At 69.2% G+C, this 13484-nt stretch carries 11 protein-coding genes; all 11 read left to right on the forward strand.

Translation table 11 applies throughout. The features are described 5' to 3' along the window. Positions 1-10 precede the first annotated feature (10 nt). The 11 genes from REH65_RS19750 (at position 11) to rplB (ending at position 13475) form a co-directional block, all read left to right on the forward strand. Positions 11-3745 carry an ADP-ribosylglycohydrolase family protein gene (locus REH65_RS19750; protein ID WP_406688625.1) on the forward strand — a complete coding sequence of 1245 codons (3735 nt, stop codon included), beginning with the start codon at positions 11-13 and terminating at the stop codon, positions 3743-3745. Continuing rightward, positions 3742-5178, forward strand: coding sequence for a TNT domain-containing protein (locus REH65_RS19755; RefSeq protein ID WP_281455389.1), 1437 nt, complete (start codon positions 3742-3744; stop codon positions 5176-5178). The genes REH65_RS19750 and REH65_RS19755 overlap by 4 nt, the downstream gene beginning before the upstream one ends. A 508-nt stretch (positions 5179-5686) precedes the next feature. Further along, positions 5687-6061, forward strand: coding sequence for a 30S ribosomal protein S12 (gene rpsL / locus REH65_RS19760; protein WP_009948619.1), 375 nt, complete (start codon positions 5687-5689; stop codon positions 6059-6061). Further along, positions 6061-6531 carry a 30S ribosomal protein S7 gene (gene rpsG / locus REH65_RS19765; RefSeq protein ID WP_093414201.1) on the forward strand — a complete coding sequence of 157 codons (471 nt, stop codon included), beginning with the start codon at positions 6061-6063 and terminating at the stop codon, positions 6529-6531. The genes rpsL and rpsG overlap by 1 nt, the downstream gene beginning before the upstream one ends. Positions 6532-6628: 97 nt before the next feature. Then, a complete protein-coding gene (gene fusA / locus REH65_RS19770) occupies positions 6629-8731 on the forward strand; it encodes an elongation factor G (RefSeq protein ID WP_281455388.1) in 2103 nt (700 codons plus the stop codon). A gap of 204 nt (positions 8732-8935) precedes the next feature. Then, entirely contained in the window at positions 8936-10129 is a 1194-nt protein-coding gene (gene tuf / locus REH65_RS19775) for an elongation factor Tu (RefSeq protein ID WP_281455387.1), read from the forward strand. Positions 10130-10639: 510 nt separating this feature from the next. Then, the gene (rpsJ, locus tag REH65_RS19780; RefSeq protein ID WP_009948626.1) at positions 10640-10945 is read left to right on the forward strand and encodes a 30S ribosomal protein S10; all 306 of its coding nucleotides are present in this window, start codon (positions 10640-10642) and stop codon (positions 10943-10945) included. Between the two features lie 35 nt (positions 10946-10980). Next, the gene (rplC, locus tag REH65_RS19785; protein ID WP_281455386.1) at positions 10981-11631 is read left to right on the forward strand and encodes a 50S ribosomal protein L3; all 651 of its coding nucleotides are present in this window, start codon (positions 10981-10983) and stop codon (positions 11629-11631) included. Beyond that, a complete protein-coding gene (rplD, locus tag REH65_RS19790; protein ID WP_281455385.1) occupies positions 11631-12314 on the forward strand; it encodes a 50S ribosomal protein L4 in 684 nt (227 codons plus the stop codon). Before rplC ends, rplD begins: the two co-directional genes overlap by 1 nt. After that, positions 12311-12610: a 50S ribosomal protein L23 gene (gene rplW / locus REH65_RS19795; RefSeq protein WP_093414194.1), complete on the forward strand. Its 300-nt coding sequence runs from the start codon at positions 12311-12313 to the stop codon at positions 12608-12610. Before rplD ends, rplW begins: the two co-directional genes overlap by 4 nt. A gap of 31 nt (positions 12611-12641) precedes the next feature. Then, on the forward strand, positions 12642-13475 hold the full coding sequence (gene rplB / locus REH65_RS19800; RefSeq protein WP_093414192.1) for a 50S ribosomal protein L2: 834 nt from the start codon (positions 12642-12644) through the stop codon (positions 13473-13475). Positions 13476-13484: the final 9 nt, after the last annotated feature.

The following is a 13484-nucleotide window of genomic DNA, read 5'->3' on the forward strand; positions in this document are numbered from 1 at the left end:
GGAGAAGGCGATGACCGACCCGCAACCGCAGCTGAGCTGGGCCGATCGTTTCCGCGGGGCGCTGCTCGGCGGTGCCGTGGGCGACGCCCTCGGCGCCGGAGTCCGGCACACCTCGACCGCCGAGATACAGCAGTGGTTCGGGCCGCGCGGCGTCGTCGACTACCTCCCCGTCTACGGGCGGCGCGGGGCCGTCACCGACCTCACGCAGCTCACCGTGTTCACCCTCGAAGGACTGCTGCGCGCGAAGGCCGAGGGCTGCACCGGCTTACCCACCGAGTTCGTCCTCGCCAACCACCTCCGCTGGCTGCACACCCAGGGCGTGCCGTGGGAGTACGCGATGGCCGCGTTCGCCGCGACCGAACCCGCGCCGACCAGCTGGCTGCTGGAACGCCGCGAGCTGTACTCCACCCGCAACCCGGCGGGCTTCTCGCTCGGACTGCTCGGGCGGATGGCCGCGCGATACCCCATCGGCCCCGACGGCCGACCGCAACCCCCGGTCGTCGTCGACGGCTCCGCCGACCACTCGGTGCTGGCCGCGCCCGCGATGGTGTGGTCGAACGTGCCCGAAGGCGTGTACGCGGCGGGCGCGGGCATCGCGAACCTCTACACCTCCGGCGCCAACACCGTCGCCGCCTCCGGGGTGCACGCCGACGTGCTGGCGCAGCTCATCCGCGGCATCCCGCTGTGGGACGCGGTCACCCAGTCCGACCAGCGTCGGCTCAACGCCGCCTACCGGGTCGCCGGGGTGCCCGCCGACGTGCGGCGGACCGTGCACGCGGCCATGTTCGTCGGGCAGCGCGGCGGCGTCCCCGGACCGCTGGACATCGACATCGAGTTCGACGTCGTCGACAAGCCCGGAGAGCTCGGCATCGCGCTCGCCGCCGTCGGCAGCACCCGCAACTTCGCCGACGCCGTGCAGGTCGCCGTCAACAACTCCGCCGACAGCGCCGTCACCGGTGCGCTCGCCGGACAGCTCGCCGGCGCCGTCCACGGGCCCGGCGGGATTCCGCGGCAGTGGCTGGACGAGCTCGAACTCCGCGAGGTCATCGAGACCCTGTGCGGCGACGCGGCCGAGGCGTTCGTGCCGCCGCCACCGCCGCAGTGGGCGCAGCGCTACACGCGCGGACCGCAGCCGACCGGGCCGCGGCAGATCCCCGCCGGGCCCGCCAAGACCGTCGAGGGCTCGGCCGAGCAGACGATGGTCATGCCCGCGATCAAGGACGACTCGCCGCCTCCCGCGCCGGAACCGCCGCGAGCCGCTGTGCCCCAGCCCGCCGCATCGCAGCCCGCCGCACCGCAGCCCGTCGCGTCGGAACCGCCTGTGCAGGAGGAGGTTCCGCGGTTCGACGGCCGGATCGGTGCGCCGACGTTCCCGGCGCCCGTCGAGGAGCGGCCTGCTGCCCAGAATTCGGTCGAGCAGTATTCGGTCGAGCAGAAGCCGGTCGAGCAGCGTCCCGAGCGGCCGGTTCAGGAGGCCGAGACGACCGCGGTCTTCGCCGCGATCGGTTCCGAGCCGGAACCCGAGCGCGCGCCGGTGGACCTCGAACCGCGCTACCGCACGCCCATCGACCTCGACCCGGGCGAGGCCGAGGAACCCGAGCCGGAGATCGAGGCGCCCGCGCCGATCCCCGAGACTCCCCGCGTCGACCTCGAACCGGATCCGGAGCCCGAACCGGAGCCGCTGGTCGAGGCCGAGCGCGACCCGGAGCCCGAGCCGGAACCCGTGGTTGACCTCGACCCGGAACCGGTGGTCGAGGCGGCCGCCTTCGAGCCGGGGAGCGCGTCCGACCCGGAGCCCGAACCGGCGAACGACCTCGAACCGGAGGCCGCCGAGCCGCAGACCGACCTCGAACCGGAGGTCGAGCCCGAGTCGGACGTGGAGACCACGCAGGTCGTCGAGGCCGTGCGCGAGCTCGAACCCGAGTCGGCGGCCGAGACCACCGACGTCGTCGAAGCCATCCGGGACGTCGACGCCGACCCCCGGGAAGCCATCGACCCCGAGCCCGTGACCGATGCCGAGCCCGTGACCGATACCGAGCCCATGGCCGAGCCCGCCGCCGAATTAGAGCCCGCCGACGAGCCCGAGCCCGCCGACGACTTCGCGACGGCTGACGCCGAACCGTCCGGTTCGACCGTGGTCGACGTGAGCGGCATCGGCTCGCCCTTCGACCTGATCTCCGTCCCCGAGCGGGGCGAGAACGAGCCGGAGCCCGACGCCCGCTTCACCCGGGACTCGGACCCGGAGCTCCGCTTCGCCGACGCCGACTCGGAACCCGCGCCGATCGACCTCACCCCGGACCCGGACGTCCTGCCCGGCGTCGCGAAGCCCCCGGAGATCTCCGCGGAGCCCCCGGAGGTTTCCGAGGAACGGGAGGAACCCGAGGGAGCGGAACCGGCGCGGGACACCACCGAGACCGAAGAACCGCAGGTCACCGAGGCCATTCCGGCCTCGGGTGGTCGTCGCGTGCACGCCAAGAGCGACGGTCCCAGCGACGCTGAGCCGTCGCTGACGGAGCGAGTCCTGGGCTGCTTCCTCGGCGGTGCCCTCGGTGACGCGCTGGGCTCGGACCTGGAGTTCACCAAGGCCGCGCAGATCACCGAGCGCTTCGGTCCCTCCGGCCCCGACGGCCTGCGCGAGGCCTACGGCGTGCACGGGGCGATCACCGACGACACCCAGATGACGCTGTTCACCGCCGAGGGCCTGATCCGGGGCAGCGTCGCCGCGCGCACGCTCGGCGCCGACGACCCGCTGCCGGAGGTCCAGCTCGCCTACCAGCGCTGGCTGCACACCCAGGGCGTCGAGTGGGACGCGGCCGCGGGCCCGTTCCTCGCCGAGTACCCGGTGCCGGACGGCTGGTTGATCGAGGTGCCGGGCCTGTTCAAGACCCGCGCCCCGGGCAAGACGATCTTCCGCGCGCTGACCGGCTTCGGCGACGGCAAGCCCGCCGGATCGCTGACGGAGAAGGTCAACGACTCCAAGGGCTGCGGTGGTGCGATGCGCGCCGCCCCGGTCGCGCTGACCTCCACCGACCCGGCCGAGGTGTTCGAGCTGGCCGCGCGCACCGCCGCGATCACCCACAGCCACCCCGCCGGCTACCACTCGGCGGGCGCGCTGGCGGTGATCGTGCAGCAGGCGCTGCTGGGCCGCAGCCTCGACGACGGCGTGTGGCTGGCGCTGCAGGTGCTGGAGACCTGGGACGACCACGACGAGACCACCGCCGCGATCAAGGCCGCCGTGGACCTGGCCGCCGAGGGCGAGCCGACGCCGGAGCGGATCGCCGAGGTCCTCGGCGGCGGCTGGGTCGGGGAGCAGGCCGTGGCCATCGCGGTGTGCGCGGCCCTGGTCGCCGGGGACGACGTGCAGCGGGCGCTGCAGATCGCCGTGCACCACGACGGCGACAGCGACTCCACCGGCGCGATCTGCGGCAACATCGTCGGCGCGCTGCAGGGAGTGGGCGCGCTGCCGCTGGACTGGCTGGCGGAGCTGGAGCTGCGCGACGTCATCGAGCAGACCGCCCTGGACTGCGTCGCCGAGTTCGGCCGCGGCGGGTTCCAGCCAGGCCGCGCCGCCATCGACCCGCCGTCCGATCATGACTGGAACGAGCGCTACCCGGTCCGACCGCAGTGGTCGGCCGAACCCGCCACCGTCGGGGCCGAGAGCGGCGGCATCCCGTCGCCGAAGCCGGCGCCGCGTCGCCGCCTCGACGGAGTGGCTCACACCGATACCGCTGAGGGGGACAGTTGATCAACGTCAGGCAGGGTGACCCGTTCCCGGTGCACCCGCCGTTCCCGGCGCCCGCCGCGTTCGGGACCTTCCCGGACCGCTCCGCGGAGCTCGCCGGGCTGCTGGAGGAGCTGCGGGCCGTGGCCGGTTCCACCGAGATCCGCTGCACGGCGCTCGGGACCCGGTACGAGACCGATGCCGGGGACGAGGCGTTCGAACTGCTGCGCCGGATCCGCGACGTCGGCTACACCCCGGACACCGGGGCGTGGACGAGCGCGGTGCTCTCCGGGGGCGAGCTGCGCACCGCCCACGGCGAGCCGCAGTGGCGGACGCCGCCGGAGGACGGCCGCGCCCACCTCGACGAGCTGCGCTTCTACCCGCGCCGCAACCCCGAGCAGTGGCTGCTGGCGCCCGCCTGGGACCACTTCGTCGACGCCGTGACCTACCCGGACGGGGCGACCGGTCCGCTGCGGATGCTGCCGGTGTTCGACGGCCGGGACGCCCAGGGCCGCCCGCAGGTGTTCCGCCCCGCGGTGCCGTGGATCGAGAAGCGCGAGGTCTTCAGCTACCTCAACGGCGGCGAGATCGTGCTCTCGGCGATGTCGACCGACGCCGACGAGCTGGACCCGCAGCGCCGCCCCGAGGTGCCCAAGCAGTTCCACACCGACGGCGTGTTCGTGTGGCCGCAGGCGATGGCCTACTACCTCGAAGAGCACGACATCGCCCCGCCGCCGGAGTTCCTCGACCACATCCGCCGCGCCCGCTACCAGGCGCCGACCGCGGTCGCCGACATCGCCTCGGCGCGGGCCAAGGCGATGATCCTGGCCACCGACCCGGTCGCGATGCTGGCCCGGCAGCCGGAGGAGGCCTTCGCCCTGGTCGGCTCGCACCTGGCGGCGCAGGGCGTGAGCAGCCGGTTCTACAGCTTCGACGAACCGGTGGGCGGCGGCTGGAGCATGCGGCCGGAGCCGGACGGCTGGTGGGCGGTGGAGGCCCACGACGACCGGCCCAACCCCAAGCACCGCTTCCCGGACCCGTGGACGGCCGGCTGCTTCCTCATCGGCGCCATGACCGTCGAGCGCGAGCGCTACCTGCGCGAGCCGGACGAGCCGCTGCTGGACTTCGAGTGCCCGTGGCCGGAGATGGCGGGCGAACCGCCGCTGTCGGCCTACGACCAGAAGTTCGTGGTCCGGCTGCGGCCCGGTGACGAGGTGGACCGCTTCGGCGAGCCGACCGGCAACACCGCCTATGTCGCGGGCACCACGATCCCGCAGCGCAGCATCGCGCCCGGCGAGCCGCCGGGGCCGTACCACCGCTACCGGGTGGTGCGGGAGTTCGAGGCGATCACCGGGATCGTGCGCCCGGACCACGGCCAGGTCGGCGGCGGCACCGCCTACCTCCTGCCGAACTCGACGAAGGTCCTCGTCGAGGAGGGCTGGCTGGCCGAGGCCTGACCTGCCGACGAGAACGGGGGTGTCCACGGGGGACATCCCGTTCTCGCCTGCCGGGAGGCTCTTGTCACACGGGGTAGGGTGGCGGGAGAAGTCGACGCCAGCTCGCACCTCTTCTGCGGCGCTCCGGCCGCGCCAGGTGATCGAGCAGGTCAAGGGGACCCCCGTTTTGACCCTCTGAGAACGGGCCGGGTATCTTTGTTTATCGGACCCGACGCCAATCGGGTCGATCCGCATGCCCGTGCATGACGTGGCCGCCCGAGCGGAGGGCCGCGGCAGCGCCGAGGATGTGTGGAACTCTTCCGAAAACCCTCTGGGGTCTACCTCGGTTTCGGCCGAAACGGGCGCTGCAGGGGCCGAGGAGTGGGCGACACGCCCGACCTCGTGGTGCGGGGGAGTCCCGAAACACAGTGCCTGACAGGTGCTCGACGCCCAGGGCACGCCGAAGCTCGAACGAGCGGCTGCTTGGTCGAGTACCTAAAAGACGCGAACGCTGACAGAAAGCCGGTCCATGCCCACCATCCAGCAGCTGGTCCGTAAGGGCCGCCAGGACAAGGTCGCCAAGACCAAGACCGCGGCGCTCAAGGGGAGCCCGCAGCGGCGTGGTGTGTGCACCCGCGTGTACACGACCACCCCGAAGAAGCCCAACTCGGCGCTGCGCAAGGTCGCTCGTGTGAAGCTGACCAGCGGCATCGAGGTGACCGCCTACATCCCGGGCGAGGGCCACAACCTGCAGGAGCACTCGATCGTGCTCGTTCGTGGCGGCCGTGTGAAGGACCTGCCCGGCGTGCGCTACAAGATCATCCGCGGTTCCGCTGACACCCAGGGTGTGAAGAACCGCAAGCAGGCTCGCAGCCGCTACGGCGCGAAGAAGGAGAAGAGCTGATGCCCCGCAAGGGTCCGGCCCCGAAGCGGCCGCTGCACGCTGATCCCGTGTACGGCTCGCCGCTGGTCACGCAGCTGGTGAACAAGGTCCTCGTGGACGGCAAGCGCTCGCTGGCCGAGAAGATCGTCTACGCGGCGCTGGAAGGCTGCCGGGAGAAGACCGGCACCGACCCGGTCGTCACGCTCAAGCGTGCCCTGGACAACGTCAAGCCGACCCTGGAGGTCCGCAGCCGCCGCGTTGGTGGCGCGACCTACCAGGTGCCGATCGAGGTGCGGGCCGGCCGGTCCACCACCCTCGCGCTGCGCTGGCTGACCACCTACTCGCGGCAGCGTCGCGAGAAGACCATGGTCGAGCGCCTGATGAACGAGCTGCTGGACGCGAGCAACGGTCTCGGCGCGAGCGTCAAGAAGCGTGAAGACACGCACAAGATGGCGGAGTCCAACAAGGCCTTCGCGCACTACCGCTGGTGACATCTGGTGGGTCTTGCCCGCCAGCCGAACCGATTCGACAGCTTTGCACCTGTCACCTCGACTTTGCACCTGCTGTTAGGGAACGGGGAAGAATCTCGTGGCACGCGACGTGCTGACTGACCTGACCAAGGTCCGCAACATCGGCATCATGGCCCACATCGATGCGGGCAAGACCACCACGACCGAGCGGATCCTGTACTACACCGGGATCACGTACAAGATCGGCGAGGTGCACGACGGCGCCGCGACGATGGACTGGATGGAGGAGGAGCAGAAGCGGGGTATCACCATTACCTCGGCTGCTACCACCACCTTCTGGGGCGACACCCAGATCAACATCATCGACACCCCCGGTCACGTCGACTTCACCGTCGAGGTCGAGCGCTCGCTGCGCGTCCTCGACGGCGCGGTCGCGGTGTTCGACGGCAAGGAAGGTGTCGAGCCCCAGTCCGAGCAGGTCTGGCGCCAGGCGGACAAGTACGACGTCCCGCGCATCTGCTTCGTCAACAAGATGGACAAGCTGGGCGCCGACTTCTACTACACCGTGAGCACCATCGAGGACCGGCTCAACACCACCCCGCTGGTCCTGCAGCTGCCGATCGGTGCGGAGTCCGAGTTCGAGGGCGTGGTCGACCTCGTCCAGATGAAGGCTCTGACCTGGCGTGGCGATGTCCAGAAGGGCACCGAGTACGCGATCGAGGAGATCCCGGAGGACCTGGTCGAAACGGCGGCCAAGTACCGGGAGAAGCTGGTCGAGGCCGTCGCCGAGACCGATGAGGCCCTCATGGAGGCCTACTTCGGTGGCGAGGAGCTGACCGAGCAGCAGATCAAGGACGGCATCCGCAAGATCACCATCGAGCGCAGCGCGTTCCCGGTGCTGTGCGGTACCGCGTTCAAGAACAAGGGCGTTCAGCCCATGCTCGACGCGGTCGTCGACTACCTGCCCTCGCCGCTGGACGTCCCGCCGGTGCAGGGAACCCTGCCCGACGGCGAGACCCCGGCCGAGCGCAAGGCCAGCACCGACGAGCCGTTCGCCGCCCTGGTCTCCAAGGTCGCGGTGCACCCGTTCTTCGGCAAGCTGACCTACATCCGGGTCTACTCGGGCAAGGCCGCCTCCGGCGCCCAGGTCATCAACTCGACCAAGGGCCGCAAGGAGCGCATCGGGAAGATGTTCCAGATGCACTCCAACAAGGAGAACCCGGTCGACGAGATCCAGGCCGGCCACATCTACGCGGTGATCGGTCTCAAGGAGACCACCACCGGTGACACGCTCTGCGACTCGCAGAACCAGATCGTCCTCGAGTCGATGACGTTCCCGGCGCCGGTCATCGAGGTGGCCATCGAGCCCAAGACGAAGGCCGACCAGGAGAAGCTCTCCACGGCGATCCAGAAGCTCGCCGAGGAGGACCCGACGTTCCAGGTCAAGCTGGACGACGAGACCGGTCAGACCATCATCAAGGGCATGGGTGAGCTGCACCTCGAGGTGCTGGTCAACCGCATGAAGACCGACTTCAAGGTCGAGGCGAACATCGGTAAGCCGCAGGTGGCCTACCGCGAGACGATTCGCAAGTCGATCGAGAAGTACGAGTACACGCACAAGAAGCAGACCGGTGGTTCCGGTCAGTTCGCGCGTGTGATCATCCAGCTCGACCCGATCGAGCAGACGTCCGAGAGCGCGACCTACGAGTTCGTCAACAAGGTCACCGGTGGTCGCATCCCGCGGGAGTACATCCCGTCGGTCGACCAGGGTGCTCAGGACGCCATGCAGTACGGCGTGCTGGCCGGCTACCCGCTGGTCGGTGTGAAGATGACCTTGCTCGACGGCCAGTACCACGAGGTCGACTCCTCGGAGATGGCGTTCAAGGTCGCGGGCTCGATGGCGATGAAGGAGGCCGCCGCGAAGGCGTCCCCGGCACTGCTCGAGCCCATGATGGCGGTCGAGGTGACCACGCCCGAGGACTACATGGGCGAGGTCATCGGTGACCTGAACTCCCGCCGTGGCCAGGTCCAGGCCATGGAGGAGCGCAGCGGTACCCGCGTCGTCAAGGCTCTCGTGCCGCTGTCCGAGATGTTCGGGTACGTCGGCGACCTGCGGTCCAAGACCCAGGGTCGTGCCAACTACTCGATGGTGTTCGACTCCTACGCCGAGGTTCCGGCCGGTGTGGCTAAGGAGATCATCGCCAAGGCAACGGGCGAGTGACCTGCTGGCCGGTTCCGGGTGACCGGGGCCGGCCCAGAGGCGACGCCTCGCGAAAGGCGACCGGGGAGCAATCCCCTCCAGACGGCGGCGAGCGGGACGCGATCCCTCCGGGGTGAGCGATCCGCTCGTCACCTACCCGACAGGACTCCGCCTGGCACAACAAGTCGTACGGCGGAAAGTTAACAAGTCCAGGAGGACAATCCAGTGGCGAAGGCGAAGTTCGAGAGGGACAAGCCGCACGTCAACATCGGGACCATCGGTCACGTTGACCACGGCAAGACCACGCTCACCGCAGCCATCACCAAGGTTCTGCACGACAAGTACCCGGAGCTGAACCCCTTCACGCCGTTCGACGAGATCGACAAGGCGCCGGAGGAAAAAGAGCGCGGCATCACGATTCAGATCGCGCACGTCGAGTACCAGACGGAGAAGCGTCACTACGCTCACGTCGACGCTCCGGGTCACGCTGACTACGTGAAGAACATGATCACCGGTGCCGCCCAGATGGACGGTGCGATCCTGGTGGTCGCCGCGACCGACGGCCCGATGCCGCAGACCCGCGAGCACGTGCTGCTGGCTCGCCAGGTCGGCGTCCCCTACATCCTGGTCGCGCTGAACAAGTCCGACATGGTCGACGACGAGGAGATCCTCGAGCTCGTCGAGATGGAGGTCCGCGAGCTGCTGTCGTCCCAGGAGTTCCCGGGCGACGACGTTCCGGTCGTCCGCGTCTCCGCGCTGAAGGCGCTGGAGGGCGACGCCGAGTGGGCCGACAAGATCGTCGAGCTCATGACCGCCGTCGACGAGAACGTCCCGGACCCGGTGCGCGCCACCGACCAGCCGTTCCTGATGCCGGTCGAGGACGTCTTCTCGATCACCGGCCGCGGCACCGTGATCACCGGCCGCATCGAGCGTGGTGTCATCAAGGTGAACGAGGAGGTGGAGCTCGTCGGCATCAAGGAGAAGCCGCTCAAGACCACCGTCACCGGTGTCGAGATGTTCCGCAAGCTCCTCGACGAGGGCCAGGCGGGCGACAACGTCGGTCTGCTGATTCGCGGTATCAAGCGCGAAGAGGTCGAGCGCGGCATGGTCGTCGTGAAGCCGGGCACCACCACCCCGCACACCGAGTTCGAGGCGCAGGTCTACATCCTGTCCAAGGACGAGGGTGGCCGTCACACGCCGTTCTTCAACAACTACCGTCCGCAGTTCTACTTCCGGACCACGGACGTCACCGGCGTTGTGACCCTGCCCGAGGGCACCGAGATGGTCATGCCGGGCGACAACACCGAGATGTCGGTCCAGCTGATCCAGCCCATCGCGATGGACGAGGGTCTGCGGTTCGCGATCCGCGAGGGCGGTCGCACCGTCGGCGCCGGTCGCGTCACCAAGATCACCAAGTGATGTGACGAGGGCCCGCTTTCCGCACGGGAGGCGGGCCCTCTTCTGTTTTGCGTGACTTCGGTCCCGTAAAACGACCCCCGATTTTGGGTGGTGCAGAGGATGTGCCATCCTATGTGGGTTGCTCGTTCAGGGCGGCCGGATTTTCCGCGTTGAAGCTCCGGCCGCCCTGGTGCGAGGGCCTCGCGCCCTTGTTCGGTGTTCGGCTCCGTTCTCCTTCGGATTCCGATTCCCCGGCCGCTCGGTCGGCCGAGCAGGGCACAAGAAAGGTGTACGGGCCTCCGGGCCCACCCCATCGGCGACGTTCGAGGGGACCGGTCTGCGACAGCCGGGCGACACGCCCGACCGCGTGTACCGGGCACCTACACACCTGAACAGGGGCGGACTGAGAGCTGTGACGGCTCCCGGTAATCGGGGACGACACCAAGCTGAGGGCCGTGAGGGGCACCGATGGGTGCGCCCTGCACCCAAGTACCTGACCGCGGCACGAGACTAGAGGAACGGCAAGCCACCATGGCGGGACAGAAGATCCGCATCCGGCTCAAGGCCTACGACCACGAGGCGATCGACGCGTCCGCACGCAAGATCGTCGAGACCGTGACGCGCACCGGCGCTCGGGTCGTCGGGCCGGTGCCGCTGCCCACTGAGAAGAACGTCTACTGCGTCATCCGCTCCCCGCACAAGTACAAGGACTCGCGGGAGCACTTCGAGATGCGGACGCACAAGCGGCTGATCGACATCCTCGAGCCGACACCGAAGACGGTTGACGCGCTCATGCGCATCGACCTGCCGGCCAGCGTCGACGTGAACATCCAGTAAGGCACGGCGACGAGGTAGCGGAGAGAACGAGACCAATGTCTGACAGGCAGATCAAGGGGATTCTGGGCACGAAGCTCGGCATGACCCAGGTCTTCGACGACAACAACCGGGTCATCCCGGTGACCGTCGTGCAGGCCGGGCCGAACGTGATCACCCAGATCCGGACCCCCGAGAAGGACGGCTACTCGGCCGTGCAGCTGGCGTTCGGCGCCATCGACCCCCGCCGGGTGAACAAGCCGCGCAGCGGCCACTTCACCAAGGCCGGTGTCACCCCGCGCCGCCACGTCGTGGAGCTGCGCACCGCGGACGCCGGCGAGTACGAGCTCGGCCAGGAGATCAGCGCGGACCTCTTCGAGGCCGGCGCGGTGGTCGACGTGGTCGGCACCAGCAAGGGCAAGGGCTTCGCGGGCACGATCAAGCGGCACGGCTTCCACCGTCAGCCGATGAGCCACGGTGCTCAGGCCGTGCACCGCAAGCCGGGTTCCATCGGCGGTTGCGCGACCCCCGGTCGCGTCTTCAAGGGCATGCGCATGGCGGGGCGGATGGGTTCCAACCGCGTCACCACGCAGAACCTGAAGGTGCACAAGGTCGAGGGCGACAACGGCCTGCTGCTGATCAAGGGCGCCGTGCCCGGCCCCAAGGGCGGCCTGGTGCTGGTGAAGAGCCCCGCGAAGGGTGGTGCGTGATGAGCTTGACGCTCGACGTCCGTACCCCGGACGGCAAGACCGACGGCACCGTCGAGCTGCCGGCCGAGATTTTCGACGCGCAGGCCAACGTGGCGCTGATGCACCAGGTGGTCGTGGCTCAGATGGCCGCGGCTCGCCAGGGCACGCACGCCACCAAGACCCGCGGTCAGGTCTCCGGCGGCGGCAAGAAGCCGTACCGGCAGAAGGGCACCGGTAACGCCCGTCAGGGCTCCATCCGCGCCCCCCAGTTCGCCGGTGGTGGCACCGTCCACGGCCCGCAGCCGCGGGACTACACCCAGCGGACCCCGAAGAAGATGAAGGTCGCCGCCCTGCGCGGTGCCCTCTCCGACCGGGTTCGCGCCGGCCAGCTGCACGTGGTCACCGGCGTGGTCGGCGGCGAGCAGCCGTCCACCAAGTCGGCCAAGACCGCGCTGCGGAACTGGACCGAGGCCAAGAAGGTTCTGGTCGTGCTCGACCGCCACGAGGAGCAGAACTCGTGGCTGAGCCTGCGGAACCTTGAGAACGTGCACCTGATCGACCCGGGTCAGCTGAACACCTACGACGTGCTCAACAGCGACGACGTGGTGTTCACCAAGGCCGCCTACGACCGCTTCGTCGCGGGCCCGGCCAAGGGCCGGTCGGTCAAGGCCGCCGCTTCTTCCGCTGAGGAGGCTGAGCAGTGAGCGCCGACCCCCGGGACATCATCCTGAAGCCGGTGATCTCCGAGAAGAGCTACGGGCTGCTGGAGCAGTCGCAGTACACCTTCTTGGTGGACCCGCGCTCGAACAAGACCGAAATCAAGATCGCCATCGAGCAGATCTTCGACGTCAAGGTCGCCAGCGTCAACACGATCAACCGCAACGGCAAGCGCAAGCGCACCCGCACCGGGTTCGGCAAGCGCAAGGACACCAAGCGGGCGATCGTCACCCTGACGCCGGAGAGCAAGGCGATCGAGATCTTCGGCGGTCCGGCCGCCTGACGGTGCTGATTAGGACGAGGTTTCTTTAGAAATGGGCATTCGCAAGTACAAGCCGACGACGCCTGGCCGTCGTGGCTCGAGCGTGTCCGACTTCGCCGAGATCACCCGGACGGAGCCGGAGAAGTCGCTGATCGTCCCGCTGAACCGCAAGGCGGGCCGCAACGCTCAGGGCAAGATCACCACGCGGCACAAGGGTGGCGGTCACAAGCGGGCCTACCGCCTGATCGACTTCCGCCGCAACGACAAGGACGGTGTGCCGGCCAAGGTCGCGCACATCGAGTACGACCCGAACCGCAGCGCTCGGATCGCTCTCCTGCACTACGCCGACGGCGAGAAGCGGTACATCATCGCGCCGAACGGTGTGAAGCAGGGCGACGCCATCGAGAGCGGCGCTCGGGCCGACATCAAGCCGGGTAACAACCTCCCGCTGCGCAACATCCCCACCGGTACCGTGATCCACGCGATCGAGCTCCGCCCCGGTCAGGGCGCGAAGATCGCTCGTTCGGCCGGTGCCCGGGTGCAGCTGGTGGCCAAGGACGGCCCGTACGCCCAGCTGCGGATGCCTTCGGGCGAGATCCGCAACGTGGACGCGCGCTGCCGCGCCACCGTCGGCGAGGTCGGCAACTCGGAGCACGCCAACATCAACTGGGGCAAGGCCGGCCGCATGCGGTGGAAGGGCAAGCGCCCGACCGTCCGCGGTGTCGTCATGAACCCGGTGGACCACCCGCACGGTGGTGGTGAGGGCAAGACCTCCGGTGGTCGCCACCCGGTCAACCCGAACGGCAAGCCGGAGGGTCGTACCCGTCTCCGCAAGCCGAGTGACAAGCTCATCGTCCGCCGCCGCCGTACCGGCAAGAAGCGCTGAGCAGGGAGG

The sequence above is a fragment of the Saccharopolyspora sp. ID03-671 genome, assembly GCF_045278815.1.
Lineage (GTDB): Bacteria > Actinomycetota > Actinomycetes > Mycobacteriales > Pseudonocardiaceae > Saccharopolyspora > Saccharopolyspora ipomoeae.

Coding starts and splice junctions, on each gene's coding strand:
- REH65_RS19750 (WP_406688625.1), top strand. CDS start 11: ATGACCGACCCGCAACCGCAGCTGAGCTGGGCCGATCGTTTCCGCGGG.
- rpsL (WP_009948619.1), top strand. CDS start 5,687: ATGCCCACCATCCAGCAGCTGGTCCGTAAGGGCCGCCAGGACAAGGTC.
- rpsG (WP_093414201.1), top strand. CDS start 6,061: ATGCCCCGCAAGGGTCCGGCCCCGAAGCGGCCGCTGCACGCTGATCCC.
- rpsJ (WP_009948626.1), top strand. CDS start 10,640: ATGGCGGGACAGAAGATCCGCATCCGGCTCAAGGCCTACGACCACGAG.
- rplC (WP_281455386.1), top strand. CDS start 10,981: ATGTCTGACAGGCAGATCAAGGGGATTCTGGGCACGAAGCTCGGCATG.
- rplD (WP_281455385.1), top strand. CDS start 11,631: ATGAGCTTGACGCTCGACGTCCGTACCCCGGACGGCAAGACCGACGGC.
- rplB (WP_093414192.1), top strand. CDS start 12,642: ATGGGCATTCGCAAGTACAAGCCGACGACGCCTGGCCGTCGTGGCTCG.